The organism is Streptomyces sp. NPDC090032 (assembly GCF_044748025.1).
GTDB lineage: Bacteria > Actinomycetota > Actinomycetes > Streptomycetales > Streptomycetaceae > Streptomyces.
Genome location: NZ_JBIVFF010000002.1, coordinates 709,416 through 735,257, shown reverse-complemented (window position 1 = coordinate 735,257; position 25,842 = coordinate 709,416). Strand labels below are relative to the sequence as shown.

At 71.4% G+C, this 25,842-nt stretch carries 20 protein-coding genes; 10 read left to right on the top strand and 10 right to left on the bottom strand.

Annotation, left to right across the window (positions count from 1 at the left end; all coding sequences use genetic code 11):
• The 4 genes from ACIPWY_RS07045 to ACIPWY_RS07030 form a co-directional block, all read left to right on the top strand.
• Positions 1 to 472, top strand: a 472-nt coding sequence (locus ACIPWY_RS07045; protein ID WP_401532414.1) for an alpha-glucosidase C-terminal domain-containing protein, incomplete at its 5' end; no start/stop codon positions are given.
• Between the two features lie 55 nt (positions 473 to 527).
• Positions 528 to 1,898: a phosphotransferase gene (locus tag ACIPWY_RS07040; RefSeq protein WP_401532412.1), complete on the top strand. Its 1,371-nt coding sequence runs from the start codon at positions 528 to 530 to the stop codon at positions 1,896 to 1,898.
• 104 nt (positions 1,899 to 2,002) lie between these two features.
• Positions 2,003 to 4,240 carry a 1,4-alpha-glucan branching enzyme gene (gene glgB, locus ACIPWY_RS07035; protein ID WP_401532425.1) on the top strand — a complete coding sequence of 746 codons (2,238 nt, stop codon included), beginning with the start codon at positions 2,003 to 2,005 and terminating at the stop codon, positions 4,238 to 4,240.
• A gap of 431 nt (positions 4,241 to 4,671) precedes the next feature.
• Positions 4,672 to 5,649, top strand: a complete 978-nt coding sequence (locus tag ACIPWY_RS07030) for a TauD/TfdA family dioxygenase (protein WP_362900115.1) — start codon at positions 4,672 to 4,674, stop codon at positions 5,647 to 5,649.
• A gap of 52 nt (positions 5,650 to 5,701) precedes the next feature.
• Here the strand turns inward: ACIPWY_RS07030 and ACIPWY_RS07025 are convergent, their stop codons facing one another.
• The 3 genes from ACIPWY_RS07025 to ACIPWY_RS07015 form a co-directional block, all read right to left on the bottom strand.
• Positions 5,702 to 6,421, bottom strand: coding sequence for an FCD domain-containing protein (locus tag ACIPWY_RS07025; RefSeq protein ID WP_362900117.1), 720 nt, complete (start codon positions 6,419 to 6,421; stop codon positions 5,702 to 5,704).
• Positions 6,422 to 6,533: 112 nt separating this feature from the next.
• On the bottom strand, positions 6,534 to 7,499 hold the full coding sequence (locus tag ACIPWY_RS07020; RefSeq protein WP_401532410.1) for a dihydrodipicolinate synthase family protein: 966 nt from the start codon (positions 7,497 to 7,499) through the stop codon (positions 6,534 to 6,536).
• A 9-nt stretch (positions 7,500 to 7,508) separates the two neighbouring features.
• Complete coding sequence (locus ACIPWY_RS07015; protein WP_401532409.1) at positions 7,509 to 9,257, bottom strand: IlvD/Edd family dehydratase; 1,749 nt, start codon at positions 9,255 to 9,257, stop codon at positions 7,509 to 7,511.
• A gap of 154 nt (positions 9,258 to 9,411) precedes the next feature.
• Between ACIPWY_RS07015 and ACIPWY_RS07010 the strand changes: the two genes are divergently transcribed.
• Positions 9,412 to 10,734, top strand: a complete 1,323-nt coding sequence (locus ACIPWY_RS07010; protein WP_362900123.1) for an MFS transporter — start codon at positions 9,412 to 9,414, stop codon at positions 10,732 to 10,734.
• A gap of 42 nt (positions 10,735 to 10,776) precedes the next feature.
• On the opposite strand, the gene ACIPWY_RS07005 is transcribed toward ACIPWY_RS07010, so the two are convergent.
• From ACIPWY_RS07005 to ACIPWY_RS06995, 3 genes are all read right to left on the bottom strand, one after another.
• Positions 10,777 to 11,922, bottom strand: coding sequence for a serine hydrolase domain-containing protein (locus tag ACIPWY_RS07005; RefSeq protein WP_362900125.1), 1,146 nt, complete (start codon positions 11,920 to 11,922; stop codon positions 10,777 to 10,779).
• A 197-nt stretch (positions 11,923 to 12,119) separates the two neighbouring features.
• Positions 12,120 to 13,196, bottom strand: a complete 1,077-nt coding sequence (locus ACIPWY_RS07000; RefSeq protein WP_362900127.1) for a zinc-binding dehydrogenase — start codon at positions 13,194 to 13,196, stop codon at positions 12,120 to 12,122.
• 31 nt (positions 13,197 to 13,227) lie between these two features.
• Entirely contained in the window at positions 13,228 to 14,697 is a 1,470-nt protein-coding gene (locus ACIPWY_RS06995; RefSeq protein ID WP_362900129.1) for an aldehyde dehydrogenase, read from the bottom strand.
• Positions 14,698 to 14,966: 269 nt separating this feature from the next.
• On the opposite strand from ACIPWY_RS06995, the gene ACIPWY_RS06990 reads away from it, so the two are divergent.
• The 5 genes from ACIPWY_RS06990 to ACIPWY_RS06970 all read left to right on the top strand — a co-directional run bounded on the left by ACIPWY_RS06990 (position 14,967) and on the right by ACIPWY_RS06970 (position 20,875).
• A complete protein-coding gene (locus ACIPWY_RS06990; protein ID WP_362900131.1) occupies positions 14,967 to 16,124 on the top strand; it encodes an acyl-CoA dehydrogenase family protein in 1,158 nt (385 codons plus the stop codon).
• Between the two features lie 47 nt (positions 16,125 to 16,171).
• On the top strand, positions 16,172 to 17,338 hold the full coding sequence (locus ACIPWY_RS06985; RefSeq protein ID WP_362900133.1) for a thiolase family protein: 1,167 nt from the start codon (positions 16,172 to 16,174) through the stop codon (positions 17,336 to 17,338).
• A gap of 12 nt (positions 17,339 to 17,350) precedes the next feature.
• Positions 17,351 to 18,241: an acyl-CoA thioesterase gene (locus ACIPWY_RS06980; RefSeq protein ID WP_401532408.1), complete on the top strand. Its 891-nt coding sequence runs from the start codon at positions 17,351 to 17,353 to the stop codon at positions 18,239 to 18,241.
• A gap of 41 nt (positions 18,242 to 18,282) precedes the next feature.
• Positions 18,283 to 19,047 (top strand): crotonase/enoyl-CoA hydratase family protein, encoded by a 765-nt coding sequence (locus tag ACIPWY_RS06975; protein WP_401532407.1) that lies wholly within the window; start codon positions 18,283 to 18,285, stop codon positions 19,045 to 19,047.
• Between the two features lie 121 nt (positions 19,048 to 19,168).
• On the top strand, positions 19,169 to 20,875 hold the full coding sequence (locus ACIPWY_RS06970; protein WP_362900138.1) for a class I adenylate-forming enzyme family protein: 1,707 nt from the start codon (positions 19,169 to 19,171) through the stop codon (positions 20,873 to 20,875).
• A gap of 134 nt (positions 20,876 to 21,009) precedes the next feature.
• Here the strand turns inward: ACIPWY_RS06970 and ACIPWY_RS06965 are convergent, their stop codons facing one another.
• The 4 genes from ACIPWY_RS06965 to ACIPWY_RS06950 are packed head-to-tail and all read right to left on the bottom strand — an operon-like array spanning position 21,010 to position 25,828.
• On the bottom strand, positions 21,010 to 22,878 hold the full coding sequence (locus tag ACIPWY_RS06965; protein ID WP_362900140.1) for an alkyl sulfatase dimerization domain-containing protein: 1,869 nt from the start codon (positions 22,876 to 22,878) through the stop codon (positions 21,010 to 21,012).
• A gap of 38 nt (positions 22,879 to 22,916) precedes the next feature.
• Positions 22,917 to 23,897 (bottom strand): acyl-CoA dehydrogenase family protein, encoded by a 981-nt coding sequence (locus ACIPWY_RS06960; protein WP_362900142.1) that lies wholly within the window; start codon positions 23,895 to 23,897, stop codon positions 22,917 to 22,919.
• The gene (locus ACIPWY_RS06955; protein ID WP_362900144.1) at positions 23,894 to 25,015 is read right to left on the bottom strand and encodes an acyl-CoA dehydrogenase family protein; all 1,122 of its coding nucleotides are present in this window, start codon (positions 25,013 to 25,015) and stop codon (positions 23,894 to 23,896) included. The genes ACIPWY_RS06960 and ACIPWY_RS06955 overlap by 4 nt, the downstream gene beginning before the upstream one ends.
• Before the next feature lie 30 nt (positions 25,016 to 25,045).
• Positions 25,046 to 25,828 (bottom strand): enoyl-CoA hydratase-related protein, encoded by a 783-nt coding sequence (locus ACIPWY_RS06950; protein ID WP_362900146.1) that lies wholly within the window; start codon positions 25,826 to 25,828, stop codon positions 25,046 to 25,048.
• Between the last annotated feature and the right edge of the window lie 14 nt (positions 25,829 to 25,842).

Below are 25,842 nucleotides of genomic sequence, written 5' to 3'. Positions count from 1 at the left end.
CCCGATGCAGTGGACCCCCGACCGCAACGCGGGCTTCTCCTCCTGCGACCCGGGCCGTCTGTCACTCCCCACGATCATGGACCCGGTCTACGGCTTCCAGGTCACGAACGTCGAGGCGTCCATGTCGTCCCCGTCCTCGCTGCTGCACTGGACGCGCCGGATGATCGAGATCCGCAAGCAGAACGAGGCGTTCGGCCTCGGTTCGTACACCGAACTCCCGTCGTCGAACCCGGCGGTGATCGCCTTCTTGCGGGAGTTCAAGGACGACCTCGTCCTGTGCGTGCACAACTTCTCGCGCTTCGCGCAGCCCACGGAACTCGACCTCCAGGCCTTCGACGGCCGCCACCCGGTCGAGTTGATCGGCGGGGTCCGCTTCCCCGCCATCGGCCGGCTCCCGTACCTGCTGACCCTCGCGGGCCACGGCTTCTACTGGTTCCGGCTCCGCAAGGAAGCCGTCAGCACCGCGTGGTGACCGGTGGCCCCACGCCCCAGGGTCCGCCTGTCCGCCCTCGAAAGGAGTCGTCGCCATGCCCAAGGCCGCACTGCAGAGTCCGACCGGCGTCAGCCCCTCTCTGCTGCTGAACTCACTCGCCGGTCTGCTGCACGAATGGCTGCCACGGCAGCGCTGGTTCGCGGGGAAGGGGCGGCCCGTCACCGGGCTGACCCTGGCCTCGATGACCGAGCTGCACCCGGGCTGCCTGCACCTGCTGGTGCGCGCGGAACACGCCGCGCAGGCGATCCGCTCCGGCACCGGCACACCCCCCGCCGACAATCTCTACCAACTCCTGCTCGGCGTACGGGAGATGCTGCCGCCCTCGCTCGCACCGGCCTTCATCGGCCGCGCGACCGAGGGCCCGCTGACCGGCCTCATGGTGTACGACGCCCTCCAGGAGCCCCGGTCGGCCGGGCTGCTCCTGGAGCGGCTGCGCCACCCGGGCGTGGCCGGGCCCCTGCGCTTCGAACGCGACCCGCACGTGACCGTGCCGGCCGGACTCACACCTCGCGTCCTCGACGCCGAGCAGTCCAACACGTCGCTGGTGTACGGGGATTCGTTCATCCTGAAGGTCTTCCGGCGCGTCCAGGCCGGCGTCAACCCGGATCTGGAAGTGCCGTGGGCGCTCGCCCGGCAGGGCTGCACCCGCGTGCCGGGACCCGTTGCCTGGTTCCGTACCTCGCAGCCCCAGCAGGCGACGCTCGGCGTCCTCCAGCCGTTCCTGCCCGACGCGGACGACGGCTGGACCCTCGCGCTCCGCTCGCTCGCCTCCGGCAGGGACTTCACCGACGAGGCGTACGAACTGGGACGGGCGACCGCCGAGATCCATCTCGCGCTGACCGCGGCCTTCCCCGTCGACGCGCCCGTGCCCCACCGCAACCGGCGCCTCGCCGCCGCGATGGCCGAGCGCCTCGACTCCACGGCCCGTTCCGTGCCCGCGCTGCTCCCGCACGCGGCGGGTCTGCGGGCCGCGTTCGACGCGTTCGCGCTCGTGGACGCGGAGCAGCCCGCGCAGCGGATCCACGGCGACCTCCATCTGGGACAGGTGCTGTGGTCGGGGCAGCAGTGGTTCGTCATCGACTTCGAGGGCGAGCCCGCCCGCCCGCTCGCCGAACGCCGCCACGCCCAGTCCCCCGTACGCGATGTCGCGGGCATGCTCCGCTCCTTCGACTACGCGGCCCGCACCCGTCTGCCCTGGCGGCCCGAGTGGTCGCTGCGCTGCCGGGACGCCTACTGCGCCGGCTACGCGGCCGAGTCCAAGTCGGACCCGCGTGAAGAACCCGACCTGCTCCGCGCCTACGAGACGGACCGGGCGCTCTACGAAGTGCTGTACGAGGCGCGGCACCGGCCCGACTGGCTGCCCGTGCCCATGGCGGCGATCAGCCGCCTCGCCGAACCACGCTGAACCAGGCGGCGGCAACCCCGCTGTCCGCCCGCAGAACTCCACACCACGCCCGAGGAGACAGAACCGTGGCAGCTCGCAAGACCCCCGTCCCCGCCGCTGTCGGCCTGTCCGACGAGCCCGGCCCCGGTCGCCGCACCGGTCGCCGCACCGTCCTGCCCGCCCCCGCCCTGGACGGTGCGGACCGCGGACGTCTCCTGTGGGGTGAGCATCACGACCCGCACTCCCTGCTGGGCGCGCACCCGGTGGACGGTGGTGTCGCGTTCCGGGTGCTGCGGCCTTACGCCCAGGCCGTCGCCGTGTCGGTCAAGGGCCGGCGCGTGGAACTCCGCGACGAGGGTGACGGCCTCTTCGCCGGGGTGCTGCCGCTCGACGCGATTCCCGCGTACACGCTGCTCGTGACGTACGACGGCGACGAGCGGGAGGTCCAGGACCCCTATCGCTTCCTGCCCGCGCTCGGGGAGTTCGACCTGCATCTGATCGGCGAGGGGCGGCACGAGGAGCTGTGGACCGCTCTCGGCGCCCAGCCGATGACGCACGACGGGGTCGCGGGTACCCGGTTCACGGTCTGGGCGCCCAACGCCCGGGGCGTGCGCGTCTGCGGGGACTTCTGCGCCTGGGACGGGACCGCGTTCCCGATGCGGTCGCTGGGTTCGTCGGGTGTGTGGGAGCTGTTCCTGCCGGGCATCGGCGAGGGAACCCTGTACAAGTTCGACATCACGCGCCCCGACGGTTCCCACACCGTCCGCGCGGACCCGCTGGCCCGCCGCACCGAGGTGCCGCCGGCGACCGCGTCCGTCGTGACGGAGTCCTCCCACAAGTGGGGGGACGCCGCGTGGATGAAGCAGCGTGGGCAGCAGCCGGTGCACGCGGCACCCTTCTCGGTGTACGAGGTCCATCTGCCGTCCTGGCGTCCGGGCCTGACGTACCGCGAACTCGCCGACCAGCTCGCCGCCTACGTGAGTGATCTGGGCTTCACGCACGTCGAGTTCATGCCCGTGGCGGAGCATCCCTTCGGTGGGTCGTGGGGCTACCAGGTCACGGGTTTCTACGCCCCGACGTCGCGCATGGGTTCCCCCGACGACTTCCGCCACCTCATCGACACCCTGCACCAGGCGGGCATCGGCGTGATCGTGGACTGGGTGCCGGCCCACTTCCCGAAGGACGACTGGGCGCTGGCGGGCTTCGACGGCACGGCCCTGTACGAGCCGCAGGACCCGCGCCGCGCCGAGCACCCGGACTGGGGCACCCTCGAGTTCGACTACGGCCGCAAGGAGGTCCGCAACTTCCTGGTGGCCAACGCCGTGTACTGGTGCGAGGAGTTCCACATCGACGGCCTGCGGGTCGACGCGGTCGCCTCGATGCTGTACCTGGACTACTCGCGTGAGGAGGGCCAGTGGTCGGCGAACGAGCACGGCGGCCGGGAGAACCTCGACGCCGTGGCCTTCCTCCAGGAGATGAACGCGACGGTGTACCGGCGCTGCCCGGGTGTCGTCACCATCGCCGAGGAGTCGACCGCGTGGGACGGCGTCACGCGGCAGACGCACCACACCGGCCCTCACGGTTTCGGCGGCCTCGGTTTCGGCCTGAAGTGGAACATGGGCTGGAGCCATGACTCGCTGGCGTACATCGTGCACGAGCCGGTGCACCGCAAGTACCACCACAACGAGCTGACGTTCTCCATGGTGTACGCCTACAGCGAGAACTACCTGCTCCCCCTCTCGCACGACGAGGTGGTGCACGGCAAGCGCGCCCTCGTGTCGAAGATGCCCGGCGACTGGTGGCAGCGGCGCGCCGACCACCGTGCGTACCTCGGCTTCATGTGGGCCCATCCGGGCAAGCAACTTCTGTTCATGGGGCAGGAGTTCGCGCAGGGCGCCGAGTGGTCGGAGGCGCACGGCCCGGACTGGTGGCTCCTCGACCCGGCCTACGACGCCGCGCCGGACCACCGCGGGGTCCTCGATCTGGTGCGCGACCTCAACCACGAGTACGCGGCCACGCCCTCCCTCTGGGAACAGGACACCACGCCCGCGGGATTCTCGTGGATCACCTCGGACGCGGCCGACGACAACGTCCTCGCGTTCCTGCGGTTCGCGGCGGACGGCACACCTCTGCTGGCCGTGAGCAACTTCTCCCCGGCGGTGCGCGAGAACTACCGGCTCGGTGTGCCGGACTCGGTCCCGGGCTGGTCCGAGGTCCTCAACACGGACGCGGCACGGTACGGCGGCGGCGACGTCGTCAACACCGGTGTCCTCAAGCCGGACCAGGAGCCGAGCCACGGCCGGCCCCTCTCACTCCGTCTGACACTGCCGCCGCTCGCGACGGTTTGGCTGCGACCGGCCTGAGGGACGTCCGGGGGGAGAGACGGGGCCGCCGCCGGGCCATAGGGGGCGGCGGCCGGGGACGGGGGGCGGCGGGGGCGGGGCTTCCGCAGGTGGTGATGGCGGCAGCATTGCGGGGTTGTGAAATCACCCGGGGCGCCCGGGGACGCGCTTGACCGTGTCGTGCGGGCGCTGCGACGCTCGCAGACATGTCCGCGACGAGCGCTCTCTTCTCGCGGCCCGTCGAGGCCCGGCGCGGTGCGCCGGTGGCGTGTACGGGCCGCTGTCCGGCGACCCTTCGCCGCGCCTGAAGCGCTCGTACGCGATCTGCCGCATCCGCCGCCGTACGCGCGGACGTCGAGGCAGGCCCCTGCCGCCTCCATCGCGGCCTCTCCGGCTCCACTTGGCCCCGCGCGCCGCCACCCCCTTCGCCCCGCCCCGAAAGGACTCCCACCATGACCTCCGCACCCGCCACGGACACACTCCGGGCCCCGGACACCGACTACGCCGACGGCTCCGGCATCACGGTCGAGAAGGTCGGCGGCCGGCTCGGCGCCGTCATCTCCGGCGTACGGCTCGACGGCGAACTCTCCCCCGGTACCGTCGCAGCCGTCCGCGCCGAACTCCTGCGCCACAAGGTCGTCTTCTTCCGTGGCCAGGACCACCTGGACGAGGACAGCCACGAGGCGTTCGGCCGGCTCCTCGGCACACCGGTCGCCCACCCCACCGTCCCTTCTGTGGACGGCCGTTACTCGTTCCCGATCGACTCGGACCACGGCGGCCGCGCCAACCAGTGGCACACGGACGTCACCTTCGTGCCCGCGTACCCGGCGTTCTCCATCCTGCGCGCCGTGACCGTGCCGCCGTACGGCGGGAACACGCTGTGGGCCAACACGGCCACCGCCTACGCGCATCTGCCGGAGTCCCTGCGCGCGCTCGCCGACGGACTGCGTGCCGTGCACTCGAACGACTACGACTACGCGGCGCTGCGCCCCGACGCGGTGCCGGAGCAACTCGAGCGGTACCGCGAGGTGTTCGCATCGATCAAGTTCCTCACCGAGCACCCGGTGGTCCGTGTCCACCCGGAGACCGGTGAGCGCGGGCTGCTGCTCGGCAGCTTCGTGCAGCGCATCACCGGGCTGACCGGCCGGGACTCACGTGTGCTCCTCGATCTGTTCCAGTCGCACATCGAGCGGCCCGAGAACACGGTGCGCTGGCGGTGGCAGGCAGGCGACGTCGCCATCTGGGACAACCGCGCCACGCAGCACTACGGCGTGGACGACTCCGACGACCACGAGCGCACACTGCGCCGCGTGACCATCGACGGCGACGTGCCCGTGGGCGTCGACGGTCGCTCCTCAGCACTCCTGTCCCCCGAATCAGTACCGGACCCGGCCTTCGGCCCGGCTTCGGGAACGTCGACACCGCAGTAGCGGGGTTCGCCGCGTCCTGCGCGCTCGTGGTGCTCACCGGCCGGCCGCTCGCTCAGGCCCCGTACCCGCAGGACCCGCTCGCCAGCAGGTTCTCGACCTCGCTGTGGGCGGCGTCGACGATGGCCGTCGCCGCTTGCGCCGCTTCGACCGAGCGGCCCGCGGCCACCGCTTCGGCCACCTCCTGGTGGCGGCGTACGGCGGCCATGTCGATGTCGTGCGGCATCAGGGACAGCTCGCGGCGGGCCACGAGGAGTTCCTGCGTCACCTCCGCTAGCTGGGCGAACATGCCGTTGCCCGACGCCTTGAGGAGCGCACGGTGGAAGGCCGCGTCCGCGTCGACGAAGCCGGCGCTGTCGCCCGCGTGCGCCGCGCTCGCCATGGCCTGGGCGTGCGCGGAGAGCGCGTCGCGGGCCTGTGCGTCGGTGCTCGCCGCGGCGAGGGCCGCCGCGGCGGGCTCCACGGCGGCGCGCAGTTCCGCCAGTTCGCGCAGCTGGATCTCGCGGCCGGGCGAGGCGAGGCGCCAGCGGATGACCTGGGGGTCGTAGAGGTTCCATTCGGTCATCGGGCGGACCGTGATGCCGACGCGCGGGCGGCTGGTCACCGCCCGCTTGGACTCGAGCACGCGGACGGCCTCGCGTGCGACCGTGCGCGAGACGCCGTACCGCTCCTGGACGTCCTCCAGGCGCAGAACCTCCCCGGCGCGGATCTCGTCCGCCGCGAGGGACAGGCCGATGCGGTCGACCACCTGCCCGTGCAGGCCCTGAAGTTCCACGCCACTCCCTGTGTCGTCGTGTGCACCGGGTGCCGGTGACCCCGTCCGATGCGTTGTCGATTGTCACACCTCCGGCCGGAATCGGATCACCGGGTGTGGTGTGCTCGCGGCATCATCGCACCAGCTCAGGCAGCAAGTCGGCGAATTCGGCGCAGAACCGGTCGATCATGGCGATTTCCTCGGCATCCAGGGTGTGTCCCGGTGCCCGGCAGTGCGCGGAACCGAACCACCCACGGCGCACGGAGATCTCCTTCTCGGCCGCGACGATCAGCTCGACGCCCTGCATCCAGTAGGAGAGGTACGGCGTCATGCGGGTGTGCAGGGCGACGGCTCCCCTCTCGTCGCCGCCTTCCCAGCGGCGCCACAGTTCCACGTACAACTCCGTGAAGGAGCAGCCCGGCTGGACTCCGATCGCGCCGCGGCGCAGGGCGTCGGGGAGCTGGAGTCCGGCGTAGCCGACGAGGGCGGGCAGCGGGCGCTCCCCGTGGGCGAGGGCGGCGATCAGCCGTCCCGGCGGGGCCGATTCGACCTTCACCCAGCGGAGGTTGGGGTGTTCGGCGGCGAGGGCGTGGAGGGTGGGTGCGTCCAGTGCGGTGCCGGTCTGGGCGGGTGCGTACTGGACGACGACGGGGAGCGGGTCGACGGCGGCGAGCACCGACCGTACGTGGGTGAGCACGGCGTCCCGCGAGGGGCCGAGGAAGTGTGGGGGCAGGAGGTTGACCGCGTCGGCCCCGCGCTCGGCGGCGCTGACGGCCTGGGCGACGGCGTGCCGGGTCGCGTGGTCGGGGACGGACACGATCGCGGCGGTGTCCGCCCTGCCGCGGGTCCGCTCCAGGAGAAGGCCGGTGAGCAGGTCCCGCTCCCCCGCGTCGAGCTTGTGGAACTCGCTCGCGAAGCCCGGGAACATCACGGAGCCGACGCCGGTGTCCAGGACGCGGTCGACGACCGTGGCGAAGCCGTCGGGGTCGAGCGCGCCGTCGTCGTGGAAGGGGACTTCGAGTACGGGTGAGACACCTCGTACGAGGGAATCGACGTCCTTCGTCAACTGCTGTGTTCTTTCTGTTTCTTCAGTTCTCATGACGGGCTCTCAGAAGGCCTGGCGGGGCGGGGCGGAGTCGCTGGCGCCGACCAGGAAGTCGAGGTCCACGCCGGTGTCGGCCTGGGTGACGTGCTGGGTGTAGAGGTAGGTCCAGCCGCGGTCGGCGGGAGGTGCCGACGGCTGCCACTCGCTGCGGCGCCGCTCCAGTTCGGCGTCCTCGACCAGGACGTCGAGGCGCCGGGCGGGCACGTCGAGGCGTACGTCGTCCCCGGTGCGTACGAGGGCGAGCGGGCCGCCGACCGCGGCCTCGGGCGCGACGTGCAGGACGCAGGTGCCGAAGGCGGTGCCGGACATGCGGGCGTCGGAGATGCGGACCATGTCGCGCACGCCCGCGTCCAGGAGCTTCTTCGGGAGCTGGAGGTTGCCGACCTCGGGCATACCGGGGTAGCCCTTGGGGCCGGTGTTGCGGACGATGAGGACCGTGTCGGCGGTGACGTCCAGGTCGGGGTCCTCGGCGACGGCGAGGTAGTCCTCCAGCGAGTCGAAGACGAGCGCGGGCCCGGTGTGGTCGAGCAGCTTCGGGTCGGCGGCCGACTGCTTGATGACGGCGCCGTTCGGGGCGAGGTTGCCGCGCAGGACGGCGGTGCCGGTGCCGGCGGGCTGCACCGGGCGGTCCACGGGGCGGATCACCTCGCGGTCGTGGACCTGCGCGCCCTCGCAGTTGTCGACGAGGCCGCGCCCGGTGACGGTCACCGTGTCGCGGTGCAGCTGGTCGCGCAGGTCGTTGACGAGTGCGGGCAGCCCGCCTGCGTACGCGAACTCCTCCATGAGGAAGCGGCCGGACGGCATCAGGTCGATGAGCAGCGGGAGTTCGGCGCCGAGCCGGTCGAAGTCGTCGAGGGCGAGCGGCACTCCGAGGCGGCCGGCGATGGCAAGGAGGTGGACGACGGCGTTGGTGGAGCCGCCGATGGCCGCGTTGATCCGGATGGCGTTCTCGAAGGCGGCGCGCGTCATGATGCGCCCCGGGGTGAGATCGCTGCCGGCGAGCGCGACGGCGCGGGCGCCGGTCTCCTCGGCGAGGGTGCCGCGGCGTGCGTCGACGGCGGGCAGCCCCGAGCCGCCGGGGAGCATCATGCCGAGGGCCTCGGTCAGGCACGCCATGGTGGAGGCGGTGCCCATGGTCATGCAGTGGCCGGCGCTGCGGTTGAGGGAGCTCTCGAACTCGGTGAACTCCTCCTGGGTGATGGTCCCGGCCCGCAGTTCCTCGGTCATGCGCCAGATGTCCGTGCCGGAGCCGACGTTGCGGCCCTGGAAGCGGCCGTTGAGCATCGGGCCGCCCGTGAAGACGATCGCGGGGACGCCCGCGCTCGCGGCGCCCATGAGGGCGGCGGGGGTGGTCTTGTCGCAGCCGGTGAGCAGGACGACGGCGTCCAGGGGGTTGGCACGTATCTGCTCTTCGATCTCCATCGCGGCGAGGTTGCGGTAGAGCATCGAGGTGGGGCGCAGGAACGGCTCACCCAGGGACATGGCGGGGAATTCGAGGGGGAAGCCGCCGGCCTGGAGGACGCCTCGTTCGACGGCGTCCGCGATGAGCTGGAGGTGGCCGTTGCAGGGCGTCAGTTCGGAGAAGGTGTTGCAGATGCCGATGACCGGGCGGCCGTCGAAGTTGTGACCGCCGCGGCCCATCGCGCGCAGATGGTGGCGGGAGATGAAGCCGTTCTTGCCGCCGTCGCCGAACCAGGCGCGGGAGCGCAGCGGGACCTCGCTGTCGGCGGGCGTGGGTTCGAGCGAGGCCATGTGTGGTCCTTCCGGTGCGACGGCGGTGGCCGTGACCGCGGCCGTGATCAAGCCGTGTCCGACACACCCCTTCAATGGTGCTATCAAATCACGATACGGTCCCGGCGTGTCCAGAGGATCGACGCGGATCCGGCACGAACGACGTGGGAGAGCCGTGGAATCGACAGTCATGAAGGCGGTGACCTGGCGGCTGATGCCGTTCCTGGTCCTGCTGTATCTGGTGGCGTACATAGACCGGTCGAACGTCGGCTTCGCCAAGCTGACGCTCCAGGACCAACTGGGCCTGTCGAACGCCGCGTTCACCTTCGGCCAGGTCGCGTTCTTCATCGCGTACGCGATCTTCGAAGTGCCCAGCAACATCTACCTCGACCGCTTCGGCGCGCGCCGCTGGTTCACCCGCATCATGCTCAGCTGGGGCGTGGTGACCGCGCTGACGGCGCTGGTCACCACCGACTGGCAGTTCTACGCCGCGCGCTTCCTGCTCGGTGTCGCCGAGGCCGGTTTCTACCCGGGAGTCCTCTACTACCTCACCAAGTGGTACCCGTACCGCTACCGGGCCCGGATGACCGGCTGGTTCATGATGTCCGCGCCGCTCGCCTTCATCATCGGCAACCCCGTGATGGGCGCCCTCGACGACCTCGACGGCACGTTCGGGCTCGAAGGCTGGCAGTGGATCTTCATCGCGACGGGCCTGCCGGCGATCGTCCTCGGCTTCGTCACCCTGCGGCTCCTGCCCGACGGTCCCGAGGGCGTGCGCTGGCTGGCCGCCGACGAGCGGGCCTGGATCGCGGGTGAACTCGCCGCTGAGGCCGACGCGTTGGGCGAGCGGGGACACGGCAGCCCGCTCCGGGCGCTGCGGGACCGGCGTGTGGTCCTGCTGTCCCTCTTCTACCTGTGCTTCCCACTGGGCGCCTACGGGCTGAGCTTCTGGCTGCCGACGATCGTCGACGGCTTCGGCGGCCTCTCCACGACGGCCACCGGCTTCATCACCGCCATCCCGTACGTCTTCGTGGCCATCGGCCTGTACGTCGTGCCGAAGCTCGCCGACCGCAGCGGCACCCGCTACCCGTGGATCGCGGGCACCGCAGCCCTCGGCGCCCTCGGCCTCGCAGCCAGTGCTCTGACCGGCAACCATGTGCTGCAAATGGCCTTCATCAGCCTGGCAGCGATGTGCATCTTCGCGGGGCAGCCGGTGCTGTGGTCGCTCCCCTCACGCTTCCTGACGGGGCTTCAGGCGGCGTCCGGCATCGCCGTGATCAACGCCGTGGGCAACCTGGGCGGCGGCTTCGGGCCGATGGGGATCGGCGTGGTCGTCGACCGCACGGGGTCGGCCGTCGGCGGACTGTGGTTCCTGGTCGCCGCCATGGTCATCGCGGCCCTCACCACACCGGGGATCCGGCGGCTCGTCGAGGGCGGGCCCGTGGTCGCCCATGCGCCGGGCGCGACGCCCGCGTCCGAGGGACGGGCGAAGGTCTGAGCCCGTGGGTGAGGGCGACGGGCCGCCCTCACCCACGCGGCATCACCCGCCGACGCACTCGCGTACAGCCGCGATCAGGCGGTTGGCGCGGGCGTCGCCGTGACCGATCATGCGATTGGCCACATAGGCGAATCCGACCCCGAACTCGTCGTCGCCGAAGGCGAATTGGCCTCCGGCGCCGTCGTTCCCGAAGCTGCGGGCGCCGAGCATCGGGCGGAAGGACGGAGAGTCGAGCAGGAAGCCGGATCCCCAGCGCGCGCCCGCGTCGAAGCCGAGCCACCCCTTGCCGGCGGACACCTCACGCACCGCGTCGGTCACCGTGTCCGCCGCGAGCAGCCGTTCGCGGCCCTCGATTCCGGTGACGGCCGCCGCGTAGAGCCCGGCGAGGCCGCTCGCGGAGCCGACAGCACCGGCTCCGGGGAGTTCCATGGCGTGCAGTTCGGCGTCGTTCCAGCCGTGCGGCTCTTCGAGGCCGGGGAAGACCAGCGCGCCGTTCATCGTCACGATGCGCGTGAGCAGATGCTCGGGTCCGGGCATCCCGGGCCGCCCCTCGGCCTCGACGAGCCGGGCCACGCGGTCCGACTCGTCGGGGGGCAGGCCGATCCAGGCCCGCAGCCCGAGCGGGTCACCGACCGTACGGCGGAAGCAGGCGCCCGGGGTGAGGCCCGTGACGCGCCGGATCACCTCGCCGACGAGAAAGCCGAAGACGTGGCCGTGGTACTCGTACGCGGTGCCCGGCTCCCACAGCGGCTTCTGCTCCTCGATCGCGTGGATCACCGGTGTCCACGCGGCGATCTCCTCGAAGGACAGCACGCGGTCGAGGGCGGGGACTCCCGCCCGGTGTCCGAGCACCATGCGGGTGGTGATGGTCTCCTTGCCGTGCTGTGCGAACTCGGGCCAGTACCGGCTCACCGGAGCGTCGAGGTCGAGCCGCACGTCCTGGGCGAGGAGATGCGCGCTGAGGCTCACCAGACCCTTGGCCACCGAGAAGACGGGGACGGCGGTGCCCTGCTCCCAGGCACGCCCGGTCCGCTCGTCCGCGACGCCACCCCACAGGTCGACGACCTTGCGTCCGCCGGCGAACACCGTGACGGCGGCGCCGAGTTCGGGGAACGCGTCGAAGTTCCGCGCGAACGCGTCGGCGACCGCTCCGAAGCGTTCGTCGGCCTCGCCGTGGTACTGCTCCATCGTGCCCGTCCTCCGCGTGTTCGTGGCGCGGGGGAGTCCGGAGCAAGCTGCCCGTACACCGCGCGCGGTCGTCGAAACGGTCACCGTACGGGGGTGCGCAGCGGGCATCGAACGATTTTCGGGCGGCCCGTGCGGCGTCGGGCGCGGAAAGGTGCCGGGGGCCACGGTCGCCGGGCGCCCCGGCACCTCGTGGTGCGTTACGCGATGTCGACGATCGTGCGCAGCGCCTCACCCGTGTGCATCTGACGGATCGCCTCGTTGATCTCCGTGAGCGGGACGTGGTGCGTGATCATGGAGTCGAGGTCGATCCGGCCCGCGCGCCACAGGTCGATGATCGTGGCGTAGGTGCGGCGGATGTCGTCGCCTCCGTAGAACGACGGCAGGATCGCCTTCTCGCTCATGACCAGTTCGCCCATGCTGATGTCGGTCATCTCGGTGCGGGCCCCGGCGCCGACCAGGCACACCGTGCCGCCGAGGCGGGTCACGTCGTACGCGGCGCGCAGCGTGGCCGCCTTGCCGACGGCCTCGAAGGCGTAGTCGACGCCGAATCCGCCGGTGAGGCCCTTGACGGTCTCCGCCAGGTCCTCGGGGGCGACGGCGTCGGTGGCGCCGAACTTCAGGGCCATCTCACGGCGGCCGGCGGTCGGGTCGACGGCGACGATCCGTGCGGCGCCGGCCACCTTGGCGCCCTGGAGGATGCTGATGCCGACGCCGCCGAGGCCGATCACGACGGCGGACGAACCCGGCTTCACCCTGGCCGTGTTGAGGGCGGCACCTATGCCGGTGGTGACGCCGCAGCCGATCAGGGCGGCGATCTCGTAGGGCACGTCGTCGGGGATCGGGATCGCCGCGTACGCCGCGACGACCGTCTCCTCGGCGAACGTGCCGGCGCCGAGCATGCCGGGGACGATCGTCTCGCCGTCCTTGAAGTTGGGGTTGCCGAGGTTGCGGTAGCCGCTGCGGCACAGGTGGCCCTCGCCCGCCTTGCAGGAGGGGCACTTGTCGCACGGGGGCATCCAGCAGACGATGACGCGGTCGCCGGGCTTGACGTGCGTGACGCCCTCGCCGACCTCCACCACCTCGCCGGCGCCCTCGTGGCCGGGGATGAACGGCGCGGGGTGCGCGAGCACTCCGCTCATGGCGGACAGGTCGGAGTGGCACAGGCCGGCCTTGTGCATCTTGACGCGGACGCGGCCGGGGCCGAAGGACACGGTCTCGACGTTCCTCACGTCCAGGCTGTCGTCGCCGGTCCTGTGCAGGATTGCTGCGTGCACGGTGTTCTTCTCCTCGTGGTCGTGGGGTCGGTCAGGCCTTGGCCGGAGCCGGCAGGTTGACGGTCTTGTACTCGAAGTACGCCGCGAGGCCCTCGGGGCCGAACTCGCGGCCGATGCCTGAGTTCTTGTAGCCGCCGAACGGGGCGGCGAGGTCGAGCCGGAAGCCGTTGACGGTGACGGTGCCGGTACGCACCTTGCGGGCGATCTCGGTGGCGCGCGCCTCGTCGGCGCCGAACACGGCGCCGGACAGGCCGAATTCGGAGTCGTTCGCGAGGGCGACCGCCTCGTCCTCGGTCTCGTAGCGGATGAGGCAGACGACCGGGCCGAAGATCTCCTCCCGGGCGATCCGCATGTCGTTGGTGACGTCGCCGAAGAGGGTCGGCTCGACGTACCAGCCGGTGGCCAGGCCCGAGGGGACGCCGCCGCCGGTGAGGACCTTGGCACCTTCCTCCTGGCCGATGCGGATGTAGTCGAGGTTCCGCTCCCGCTGCTTCCTCGTCACCATCGGGCCGACCACGGTGCCCGGGTCCGAGGGGTCCCCGACCTTGAGCCCGGCGAAGGCGCCCGTGAGGACGGCGGCCACCTCGTCGTAGCGGGCGGCCGGTACGAGGACGCGGGTCAGGGCGACGCACGCCTGGCCGCTGTTCGCGGCGCAGGTGCCGCCCACGATGGCGGGCACGGCGACGGAGAGGTCCGCGTCGTCGAGCAGGATCGCGGCGGATTTGCCGCCCAGTTCGAGGGAGACCCGGGTGAGGTTCTGGGCGGCGGCGGCCGCGATCGCCTTGCCGGCGCCGACCGAGCCGGTGAAGGCGACCTTGTCGATGCCCGGGTGCGCCACCAGGTAGGAGCTGGTCTCACGGTCGGCGGGCAGCACACTGAGGACGCCCTCGGGCAGTCCCGAGTCGGCGCACACCTGCGCCAGCCACAAGGCGTCGAGCGGGGTCTCCGGAGACGGTTTGAGGATGACGGTGCAGCCCGCGAGCAGGGCCGGGGCGAGCTTGCCCGCAATGGTCAGCTGGGGCACGTTCCACGGGGTGATCGCGGCGACGACGCCGACGGGTTCGCGGCGTACGAGGACGGGACCGCCGGTGCCCTGGCGCTCTTCCTCCTCCTGGAACCGCCCGGCGGCGGCGAGGGCGACACCGAAGGTGCCGACCGCGGACAGGGCCTGTCCGCGCACCGAGAACAGCATGGGCGAGCCGTTCTGCAGGGTGATCAGCTCGGCGAGCTCCTGGTGGCGGGCGGCGAGGGCGTCCTTGATGCGGGTGACGACCTCGATGCGCTCCTTGAGTGGCACCCGCGGCCACGGGCCGTGGTCGAACGCCTCGCGTGCCGCGGCGACCGCGAGGTCCACGTCCTCGGGCGTCGCGTGCGGCACGCGGCCGACGACGCGCTCGGTCACCGGCGAGATCACCTCGATGGTGTCGGGGCCGGCCGGCTCGGCCCAGCGGCCGCCGATGAAGAGCGTGCGGTGTTCCACGACGGCGTTGCTGTCGGTCATGTGCTTGGTCCTCGCTTCGTTGCGCCTGCCGGGGTTCGGGACCGGGGCCGTGAGACGCCCCGGGGAGCCCACAGAAGTGAATTTCTTCTAGTCCATGGATGTTCCAGGAGGGCATGAATACCGGGCCACGTAGCAAGCAAGTTAATTCACACTAACGCCTGAGTCCATAGTCGCGAACCAGATCGAGACCCTGGACAGGGTGGTTATCGCGGATTAACTTAGGCACGGTTCGGCGAGCGTGCCGGGCATGCGAGGAAGGAACCGTGACCGTGCGTCGCAGGGTGTTCACCAAGGACCACGAGGCGTTCCGGACGACAGTCCGCGATTTCATCGCCGAGCAGGTCGTCCCCCACTACGCGGACTGGGAGCGACAGGGCCACGTGCCGCGCGAGCTGTACCGCAAGCTCGGCGACCTCGGCGTCTTCGGCATCAACGTGCCCGAGGAGTACGGCGGCGCGGGCGTCACCGACTTCACGTACCAGACCGTGATCCGCGAGGAGTGCGGGCGCGCGGGCGTCGGGTTCGGCGCGGAGTCCGTGCACACCTGCCTCGTCCTGCCGTACCTCCTGGAATTCGGCAGCGAGGAGCAGAAGAAGCGCCGGCTCCCCGGCTTCCTGTCCGGCGAGACGATGACCGCGATCGCCATGACGGAGCCCGGCACCGGCTCCGACCTCGCCGCCATCGCCACGCGCGCCACCCTCTCCGACGACGGCACGCACTATGTCCTCAACGGCGCCAAGACGTTCATCACCGGCGGCGCGCAGGCCGACCTGATCCTGGTCGTCTGCCGGACCTCGCCCCACGACCCCGCCGACCGCCGCGGAGGGCTCTCGATCCTGTGTGTGGACACCACGTCCGAGGGTTTCGCCGTCGGCCGCAAGCTCGACAAGATCGGTCTGCGCGCCCAGGACACGGCCGAACTGTCCTTCACCGACGTCAAGGTGCCGGTGCGCGACCTCCTCGGCGAGGAGGGCGCGGCCTTCACCTACCTCACCCACAACCTCGCGGTGGAGCGCCTCGGCGCTGCCATCGGCGCCTACGCCAACGCCGCCGGCGCGATCGGCCTCGCCCAGGAGTACGTGAGCGGGCGCCAGGTCTTCGGGAAGCCGGTCGCCGCCTTCCAGAACACCAAGTTCGTCCTCGCCGAGTGCGCCACCGAGGTAGCCGCCGCCCAGGCCCTCGTGGACCGCGCCTTGGAGGAGCACGCCGCGGGTGAGCTCACGCCCGCCGACGCGGCCAGGGCCAAGTTGTTCTGCACCGAGGTCGCGGGCCGCGTGATCGACAAGTGCCTCCAACTGCACGGCGGCTACGGCTACATGCTCGAATACCCGATCGCCCGCCTGTACGCGGACACCCGCGTCAACCGGATCTATGCCGGGACCAGCGAGGTCATGAAGACGATCATCGCCAAGGACCTCGGTCTCTGAGCCCTGCTCCCCACCCTCTTCCCCCCAGGCCCCCTCAGGAGGACCCCATGCGCGACGCAGTGATCGTCGACGCGGTACGCACCCCCGTCGGCAGGCGCGGCGGCTCGCTCTCACGGCTGCACTCCGCCTCGCTCTCCGCCCATGTGCTCAACGCCCTGGTCGAGCGCGTCGGTTTCGACCCGGCCCTCGTCGACGACGTGATCTGGGGCTGCGCCTCCGCGGTCGGCATGCAGGCCGGCTGCGTCGGGCGCGCCGCCGTACTGGCCGCGGGCTGGCCCGAGTCCGTCCCCGCCGTCACCGTCGACCGCCAGTGCGGCTCCTCGCAGCAGGCCGTGCACCAGGCAGCGGCCGGGGTGATCTCCGGCCAGTACGACGTGGCCGTGGCAGGCGGTGTCGAGATCATGAGCCGCCTGCCGCTCGGCACCACGCGCGGCGACGGCTCGTTCGGCGAGCCCTTCGGCCCCGACGTCTTCGACCGCTACGACGGCATCCGCTTCGACCAGGGCACGGGCGCCCAGATGATCGCCGACGAGTACGGCATCACCCGCACCGAGATGGACCAGCACGGCCTCGACTCCCACGCGCGCGCTGCCAAGGCCGTCGACGAGGGCCGCTTCAAGGACCAGATCGCCCCGATCACCGTCACCGACGAGGACGGCACCACCCGTGTCTTCGACACCGACGAGGGCATCCGCCGCGGCTCCACCCTCGACAAGCTCGCCGGCCTCAAGCCCGCCTTCAAGGAGGACGGCACCATCACCGCGGGCAACGCCTCGCAGGTCTCCGACGGCACCGGCGCGCTCCTCGTCACGACCGGCGAGTTCGCCCGGGCCCAGGGCTGGACCCCGATGGCGCGGATCCACACCGCCGTGGTCGCGGGCACCGACCCGGTCACCATGCTCAAGGGCCCGATCCCCGCCACCGCCAAGGCCCTCAAGAAGGCCGGCCTGGCGCTGGACGACATCGGCGCCTTCGAGATCAACGAGGCGTTCGCCTCCGTCTCCCTGGCCTGGCTGCGCGAGAGCGGCGCCGACTACGAGCGGATGAACCCCCTCGGCGGTGCGATGGCCATCGGCCACCCCATCGGCGGCTCCGGCGCCCGCATCATGACCACCCTCGTCCACCACATGCGCGACAACGGCATCCGCTACGGGCTTCAGTCCATGTGCGAAGGCGGCGGCATGGCCAATGCCACCCTCCTCGAACTCCTCTGAGGGCGGCCCGCGATGCCCGCGACTCCCACAGCGCCGGACTACGCGACGGGCCGGGGCCTGACCGGCGACTTCGGTGGCTTCCTGAATCTGGAGCAGCTGGACCGCGACCTGTTCCGCGGCTGGTGCCATGCCGGGATCCCGCTGCGTGCCTTCGGCGGACAGGTCGCGGCCCAGGCGCTCACGGCCGCGGGCCGGACCGTGCCCGACGAGCGGGCCGTGCACTCGCTGCACGGGTACTTCCTGCGCGCGGGAGACACCGCGCGCCCCCTCGTCTACACGGTGGAGCGGGTCCGGGACGGGTCGTCCTACCTGTCGCGCCGGGTCACCGCCGTCCAGGGCGGCGAGATCGTCTTCGCCCTCTCCGCCTCCTTCAAGAAGCGGGAGCCGGCCGAGGACCGCCAGACCACCATGCCGGACACCCCTGACCCCGGGTCGCTGCCCGACCTGTACGAGATCTGGTCGCGGAACAACCCCGAGGACTACGCGCAGGCCGAGTTCCGCCGCGTTCTCGAGATGCGCCACGTCCCCGGGCCCGACGTCGCGACGCCCGGCCTCACGGAGCAGAAGCTCTGGATGCGCTCGGTCGAACCCCTGCCCGACGACCCGATGCTGCACGCCTGCGCGCTCGCGTACGCCTCCGACCTGTTTCTGGCCCCGGCGACCGTCCTGTCGACCGAACTGCCCCGGATGCTGCGCGACGAGCCGCCGTCGATGTTCCTCACCTCCCTCGACCACGCCGTCTGGTTCCACCGGCCGTTCCGTGCCGATGCGTGGATGCTGTTCGCCCAGCGCAGCCCCACCGCGGGCGACGGCCGCGGCCTCGCCTTCTCGGAGGTGTGGAGCCTCGACGGCGAGCTCATCGCCCACGTGGTGCAGGAAACCGTGGTGCGCCGGGCGCGCTGACCCCCTGATCCCCAGCTCAACACCTCACCGAAGGAACCCACATGTCCGATCTGGTCCTCACCTCGTTCGCCGACGGTGTCGCCGTCGTGACGATCAACCGTCCCGAAGCCCGTAACGCCGTGAACCGGGCGGTGGCGGACGCCGTCGCCGAGGCGATCGACGAGCTCGACGCCCGAGACGACCTCGTCGTCGGCGTCATCACGGGTACCGGCGGCACCTTCTGCGCCGGAGCCGACCTCAAGGCCCTTGCCGCGGGCGAGCGTTCCGGGATCCCCGGCCGCGGGTTCTGCGGCGTCACGGAGACCCCGCCCGCCAAGCCGCTGATCGCGGCCGTCGAGGGCTACGCGCTCGGCGGCGGCACGGAACTCACCCTGGCCTGCGACTTGGTCGTAGCCGCCCGTACCGCGAAGTTCGGCCTCCCCGAGACCAAGCGCGGCCTCATCGCGGCCGGCGGCGGGCTGGTGCGCCTGCCCCGCAAGATCCCGTACAACATCGCGATGCAGTACGCGCTCACCGGCGCGTTCCTCGGCGCCGAGCGTGCCCACGAACTCGGCCTGGTCAACGAACTGACCGCGCAGGGCGAGGCGTTGACGGGTGCTCTCGCGCTCGCGAAGGAGATCGCCGCGAACGGCCCGCTCGCCGTGCGGACCAGCAAGCAGATCGTCGTCGAGTCGGCCGACTGGTCGGCCGACCAGGCATGGGAGCACAACACCGCCGCCTGCGCCCCGGTCTTCGCGTCGGCGGACGCCGAGGAGGGCGCGCGGGCCTTCGCCGAGAAGCGGGCTCCCGTCTGGGGCAGCCGCTGACGGCATCCCCGCCGCCGCACGCCCGGTGCGACGCATCGTCGAGCTCCACGGCACCGGCGTGATCCACAGCTACAGTCCCGAGGCAACGCGCTCGGGCATGACTGGACGAAGGAGTTCCGCCATGACCACCACCTGGCCCCAGGGGATGCCCCGCACCCTCGACTACCCCGACGGCACGATCGCGGATGTGCTTGCCGGGTCGGCTTATGCCTACCCCGACCGCGCCGCGCTCATCGACGGCGACGAACGCCTGACCTACGCCGAACTGTACGAGCGCGCCCTGCGCGTCGCCCAAGGGCTGCGCGACCAGGGCATCGCGCCGGGTGACGCGGTGGCCGTCCACATGCCCAACTCGCTCTGGTTCACGGTCGGCTACTACGGCATCCTGTTCGCCGGGGCGTCCGTGGTGCCGGTCAACCCCGCCCAGCCCCCCATCGCGCTGCGCCGTCAGCTCGACGACTCGGGCACGGTCGCCGTCCTCACCCACCCGTCCGTCGCCGCTCAGCTGGCCGAGGGGATGGCCGGCTCGGAGACGGTCCGGCTCGTGTCCGTCGCCCCGCCGACGGCCGCCGCTCCGGCGCCGGGCGGAGACCGGGCTCACGTCACTTTCCCGGTCCCCACGGTCGCGTTCGACGACCTCATGAAGGCCGAGGCGGCGCCCCCGACCGCTGTGGAGGGGGACGCGATCGCGCACCTCGCCTTCACCGGCGGCACCACGGGCGTGCCGAAGGCCGTCATGGTCCTGCACCGCAACCTCGTCAAGAACGTGCTCCAGGTGGCGTGCTGGCGCAGCGCCGCCGTCCCAGTTGTCGACGAGGAGGGCCGCATCACCCTGAGCCACGTGGAGGAGGCGAGGACCGAGCACCACATCCCCATCGGCTCCGCCACCGGCATCTCCATCGCCCCGCTCTTCCACGGCATGGGCATGGTCAGCCAGAGCGTGTTCGCCGCCGCCGGACTGACCATGGTGGTCTTCGGCCGCTTCGATCCGGTCCGCTACCTGGACACCGTCGAGCGCCTCGGCGTGCACGCCGTCACCGGCTCCCCGGCCCTGTGCCACGCCCTTCTCGCGGTGCCCGGTGTGCGCGAGCGCGACCTGTCGTGCGTGCGCCTCGTCAGCAGCGGCTCGGCCCCCATCAACCCGGCCGCGACCGCGGAGCTCGCCAACGTCTTCCCGCGCGCCATCGTCAGTGACGGGTACGGGCTGACGGAGGCCACCATGGGTGTCTCCATCAGCCCGCTGGACAGTGCAATGCCCCGTCCCACGGGCAGCACCGGCCTCGCCCTGTTCGACACCGAGATCGAGATCCGCGACATGGACGGCGTCACCCCCATGGCCCGGGGTGAGAAGGGCGAAGTCTGGGTCCGGGGTCCGCAGATCACGGCCGGCTACCTCGGCCACCCGGAACTCACTGCGGGCCAGTACGTCGACGGCTGGCTGCGCACCGGTGACCTCGGCACGTACGACGAGCGGGGCTGGCTCTCGCTGGTGGGCCGGGCCAAGGACATGCTGATCTACAAGGGCTACAACGTGTATCCCGGCCCACTGGAGAACATCCTGCGTGAGCACCCTGCGGTCGCCCAGGCGTCGGTCGTGGGGCGGCCGCACGCGGAGCACGGCGAGATCCCGCTCGCGTTCGTCTCCCTCAAGTCCGAGGCGGAGGGCGTGGATTCGGCAGCCACTGCCGAGGAGCTGATGGCGTACGTGGCCGAGCGCGTCGCGCCGTACCAGCGGATCCGGGACGTGGTGATCGTGGACGAGCTGCCGCTCTCGGCCACGGGCAAGATCCTCAAGACGGAGCTGCGCAGGCGGGCGGCGGGTTCCTGACGCGGGTCGGTACAGCGTGGCGGGGCCGGGCGGACTGGACACTCCGCCCGGCCCCGCCGTCATGACAGAAACGTTGTGCGGAGACACAGAAAACCGGGGCCCGCGTGTGCGGGCCCCGGTGCTGTGAGCAGGCGTCACGGAAGCACGATCGGGAAGTTCCGCCGGGGCTTCTCCAGGAGGCCGTAGAAGGTGGAGAGCACGGTGACATCGCCCGCCACGGTCACGGCGCCGGACCCGATCGCCTCCGGGAAGGAGGTGCGCTGGGCCAGCACCTGATCGAGCGTGGCTCGTTCCAGACGCAGCGTCAGCTGCGGGCTCTCCACTCCGGGCGCGTCGCCCCGTATCGGGGTCAGCACGCCGTTGCCGACCAGAAGCGTCCACACCTCGTCGGTGTCGGTGAACTCCCAGCGCAGCAGCAGTCGGTGGGCCGCCGCGCGCGGGCCGTCGAGACGGACCGCCATCGAGTCGAAGATCTGGGCGGTGGTGAGCGCGGCGAGCATCTCGACGCTCTCCTTGCCCGGCGCGCCGGTCCCGCGCCTGACCTGGCCGGCCTCCCGCAGCTCCTTGGCGCCGGTCAGGTAGATGTTGCGCCAGGTGCCGTTCTCCTGGGCGAAGCCCAGTCGCTCGTAGGTGGCGATCTGCAGCTCACGGGCCGCGGTGTGCTCCGGCTCGGCGAACAGCACGTGGTTGAGCAGCTCGGCGGCCCAGCGCAGGTCTCCGTTCGCGACGGCCTCGCGCGCCGAGGCGACGGTCGCGTCCGCGCCGCCGATCGCTGCGACGTACCGCTTGGCCTGCTCGACCGGCGGGTGCTGCCACAGGTGCGCCGGGTTGCCGTCGTACCAGCCCATGTAACGCTGGTACACAGCCTTCACGTTGTGGCTGATGGAGCCGTAATAGCCGCGCACGCTCCAGGCCTTGCCCAGCGCGGCCGGGAACGACTGGATCTCCTCGGCGATCTCGGGCCCCGTGAGGCCCTGGTTCATCAGCCGGACGGTCTGGTCGTGGAGGTAGGCGTAGGCGTCGCGCTGCTCGGTGAGCACGCGCATCACCTCGTCCTCGCCCCATGTCGGCCAGTTGTGGGAGCCGATGAGGACCTCGGCCGAGTCGAACAGCTGGATGGACTCGGTGATGTAGGACGCCCAGGCGTGCGCGTCTCGGACCTGGGCGCCGCGCAGGGTGAGGACGTTGTGCAGGGAGTGGTTGACGTTCTCGGCGATGAGCAGGACACGGTGGTCCGGCAGATAGAAGTTCATCTCCGAGGGTGCCTCGGTGTCCGGCGTCAGCTGGAAGACGAGCCGCACACCGTCCAGGACGAGTTCCTGGCCGGTTCCCGTGATCGACTCCGTCGGCGGGATGAGTCCCACGGTGCCGGTGGACAGGGCCTGGCCCAGGCCGAAGCCGACCGAGCCGTCGGCGCCGACCGGCAGCGAGCGGCCGTACATGTAGACGGCGCGCCGCAGCATCGCCGGTCCCGCGAAGACGTTCTCGCTGACGGCATGGTGCATGAACGCGTCGGGGGCGACGACCGCGCAGTCGCCCGCCGCGACCGCCTGTTGGGTGGTGACGCCGAGGACGCCGCCGAAGTGGTCGCCGTGGCTGTGCGTGTAGATCACGGCCTTGACCGGCCGCTCACCGCGGTTTCGTGCGTACAGCCCGAGGGCCTCGGCGGCGACCTCCTTCGACGTCAACGGGTCGACGACGACCACGCCGGCGTCGCCCTCGATGATCGTCATGTTGGAGACGTCGAGACCGCGGACCTGGTACACGCCCGGCACGACCTCGAAGAGGCCCTGGGCCGTGTTGAGCCGGCTCTGCCGCCACAGGCTCGGGTGCACGGTGTCTGGGCAGTCGTCCTTGGTCAGGAAGTCCCAGCGGTCGTTGTCCCACACGACCCGGCCCGCTTCGTTGCGGACGACGCAGGGCTGCAGCTTGTCGACGAGGCCGCGGGTGGCGTTGACCTGGTCGGTGGTGTCGTCCCAGTCGAGTTCGGGAGTGGAAGGCATCGCTCTCCTCGTTGCTGACGGTTGGCCGGGGGCGCGGTCTAGCGGCCGGTGGCCGTGATGCGGGTCCACACGCCGCTCTCGCCTGCCTCGGCCGCGCGGCGCCCGAGACTCTCGGCCCAGCGGCGCTCGGGTGCGACGGCGTCGCGCCAGGACCACAGGCGGCGGGTCAGGCGGTGCAGCGGGTACTCGTCGGTGATGCCCATGGCTCCGTGCAGCTGGTGGGCGATCTGAGCGATCTCGGTCGCGGCCGCCGCCGTGGTGATCCGTGCGATCTCTACGGCGCCGCTCTGCGGTTCCGCCTCGCCCGCCAGGGCCAACGCGGCGTCGGCCTGCACGAGTTGGACCCGCATCCGGGCGAGGTTGCCGGAGACGGCCGGGATTTCGAGCAGCGGTGCACCGAACTGCTCCCGCTCGGAGACGTACACCTTCGTGAGGCGGTACGCGCCCCGGGCGGCGCCCAGCACGGCCGCGGACCACAAAAGCGCCAGCCGCTCGCGTACCGCCTCGTGCGAGGGGGCGCCGTCGAGGGCAAGGACCGGGGTGTCCGCGAGGATCACGGTGTCACGGGGCTCCCCGGCGATGTTGTCGACGTCCCGCACGGTCACCGAGGGGTGGCGCAGGTCCACCAGGAGCGGCGCGGCACCCGGCGCGCACAGCACGAGGCGGGCCGCGTCGCGCGCCCACGGTACGGCGGTCAGTTCGGCGGTGACGTCGCCGGAGACCGTCCCGGGCGCCCGGTCGAGCAGCAGGACGGTGGTCAGCTCCCCGTCGAGTTCCCTCGCGTGGCTGAGCACCCAGTCGGCGGTGGACGCCTCGACGACGGGTACGCCGATGCCGTGCCCCGCGAGGGATTCGACGACCACGAGCTGGTCGTCGAGGGAGCCGCCCGAGCCGCCTCTCTCCTCCTCGATGCCCACCCTGGGCAGGCCGAGGTCGCAGAGGCTGCCCCACAGATCGGGCCTGCCGGACGCGGCCAGGTCGTCGACCAGGCTTCGCAGTTCGTCCGCGAACCTGCTCATGAACGGACCTCCTGTCGGGCGATGAGGGAGAGCAGCACCTCGGCCGCGCCGCCGCGCAGGCTGAAGGCCGGCGAGGCGAGCAGCGCCTGGCCGAAGGGGGAGTCGAAGGCGGGGTCCTGGCACAGGTCGGTGCGGCGCAGCGCCTCGATGACGTCGTGCTCGAAGGCGTTGCCCAGGTACTTGAGGGCGGCGGCCTGCTGGACGGGGGCCTGGCCGGTGTCCATGGCGCTCGCGACCTCGTAGCAGAGGCGCCGCAGGACGGCGAGCCGGGCCACCAACGACCCGAGCAGTGCGTGCAGTTCGCGGTCGACCCGCTGCCGCGCGGCCTCGGCGATCAGCTCGACGAAGACGGGGTAGCTGGACAGGGCGCGCTCGGCGCCGCCCCGCTCGAAGGAGAGCTGCTCGACGACCTGCTTCCAGCCCGTGCCGACCTCGCCGATGACGCGGCTGGCGGGCACGAAGACGTTCTCGAAGCGCACCTCGTTGAAGTGGTGCTCGCCCGCGAGGTCGACGATCGGGGTGACCTGCACTCCCTCGGTGTCCATGTCGAGGATGAACTCGCTGAGCCCGTCGTGCTTACGCTCCTCGCGCGAGGTGCGGGCGAGCACGTAGGCGTGCGTGGCGTGGTGGGCCTGGGTGGTCCAGATCTTGTGACCGTTGACCAGCCAGCCGCCGTCGACACGCTCGGCCTTCGTGCGCACCGAGGCGAGGTCGGAACCCGCCTCGGGCTCGCTCATGCCGAGGCAGAAGACCGCCTCGCCCGAGGCGATCCGCGGCACGATCTCCTCCTGGAGCTCACGCGTGCCGTGCCGCAGGACCGCGGGGCCGATCTGCCGGTCACCGATCCAGTGCGCGGCGACGGGGGCGCCCGCGCGCAGCAGCTCCTCGGTGACGGCGAGCCGTTCGACGTTGGTGCGCCCGGCGCCGCCGAACTCCTCGGGGTATGTCATCGCGACAAGACCGCGGGCGGCGAGTTCCTTGCTGAACTCCAGGTCGAAGGAGCGCAGCCAGGAGTCGCTGCGCGGGACATAGCGTCCCGCGTCCCGCCACTCGGCGGTCAACTCACGTACTTGTGCGCGTAGTTCTGCGCAGGAATCCGTTCCTGGGGAGTGGTCCATGGTGGCCTTTCGGGCGTAACGGTGTGGAGGTCAGCGGCCGTTGAAGACGCCGGGGCGCTTCTCCTGGAAGGCGGTGAACGCCTCCGCCGAGTCCTCGGTCGAGGTGATCACGGCCATGTGCGACGAGATCAGGTCGAGGGCGGTGCGCAGGTCGTGCCGGGCGCCCTGGCGGACGGCGCGCTTGATGGTGCGGATCGCGACCGGCGGGCGCTCGGCGAGCCGGGCCGCGTACGCGTACACGGCGTCCATCAGGTCCTCGTCCTCGTGCACCTCGTCGACCAGGCCGATGCGCAGTGCCTCGTCGGCGCCGACGAAGTCGCCGGTCCACAGCATCCGCAGCGCGGTGGAGGTGCCGACGGCACGGGGCAGGAGCCAGCAGCCGCCGTCGCCGGGGACAAGACCGACCTTGATGTAGCCCTCGGAGAAGCGCGCGCCGCGCCCCGCGAAGCGCAGGTCGCACAGGAGCGCCATGTCCATTCCGGCACCCACGGCGGGCCCCGCGACGGCGGCGATCACGGGCTTGTCGACGTCCTCCAGGGCGAGCGCGACGCGATGCACGTTCTGGGTGAGCAGTTCCTTCTCCCCCAGCGGCGGCCGCTCCTCGCCCTTGAAGGCGGAGAGGTCGACGCCGGAGCAGAAGGAACCACCGGCGCCGGTGAGGACGATGACGCGCACCTCGGGGTCGCGCTGTGCCTCGATCAGGGCGTCGGCCCAGGCGTGCACCATGTCGATGGTGAAGGCGTTCTTGCGCTCGGGGCGGTTGAGCAGGATGGTCGCGATCCCGTCGCGGACCGAGTATTCGAGATCGGCCATCGCCGTCCCTTTCT

Coding starts and splice junctions, on each gene's coding strand:
- ACIPWY_RS07040 (WP_401532412.1), top strand. CDS start 528: ATGCCCAAGGCCGCACTGCAGAGTCCGACCGGCGTCAGCCCCTCTCTG.
- ACIPWY_RS07030 (WP_362900115.1), top strand. CDS start 4,672: ATGACCTCCGCACCCGCCACGGACACACTCCGGGCCCCGGACACCGAC.
- ACIPWY_RS07020 (WP_401532410.1), bottom strand. CDS start 7,499: ATGAGAACTGAAGAAACAGAAAGAACACAGCAGTTGACGAAGGACGTC.
- ACIPWY_RS07015 (WP_401532409.1), bottom strand. CDS start 9,257: ATGGCCTCGCTCGAACCCACGCCCGCCGACAGCGAGGTCCCGCTGCGC.
- ACIPWY_RS07005 (WP_362900125.1), bottom strand. CDS start 11,922: ATGGAGCAGTACCACGGCGAGGCCGACGAACGCTTCGGAGCGGTCGCC.
- ACIPWY_RS06995 (WP_362900129.1), bottom strand. CDS start 14,697: ATGACCGACAGCAACGCCGTCGTGGAACACCGCACGCTCTTCATCGGC.
- ACIPWY_RS06985 (WP_362900133.1), top strand. CDS start 16,172: ATGCGCGACGCAGTGATCGTCGACGCGGTACGCACCCCCGTCGGCAGG.
- ACIPWY_RS06980 (WP_401532408.1), top strand. CDS start 17,351: ATGCCCGCGACTCCCACAGCGCCGGACTACGCGACGGGCCGGGGCCTG.
- ACIPWY_RS06975 (WP_401532407.1), top strand. CDS start 18,283: ATGTCCGATCTGGTCCTCACCTCGTTCGCCGACGGTGTCGCCGTCGTG.
- ACIPWY_RS06970 (WP_362900138.1), top strand. CDS start 19,169: ATGACCACCACCTGGCCCCAGGGGATGCCCCGCACCCTCGACTACCCC.
- ACIPWY_RS06965 (WP_362900140.1), bottom strand. CDS start 22,878: ATGCCTTCCACTCCCGAACTCGACTGGGACGACACCACCGACCAGGTC.
- ACIPWY_RS06960 (WP_362900142.1), bottom strand. CDS start 23,897: ATGAGCAGGTTCGCGGACGAACTGCGAAGCCTGGTCGACGACCTGGCC.
- ACIPWY_RS06955 (WP_362900144.1), bottom strand. CDS start 25,015: ATGGACCACTCCCCAGGAACGGATTCCTGCGCAGAACTACGCGCACAA.
- ACIPWY_RS06950 (WP_362900146.1), bottom strand. CDS start 25,828: ATGGCCGATCTCGAATACTCGGTCCGCGACGGGATCGCGACCATCCTG.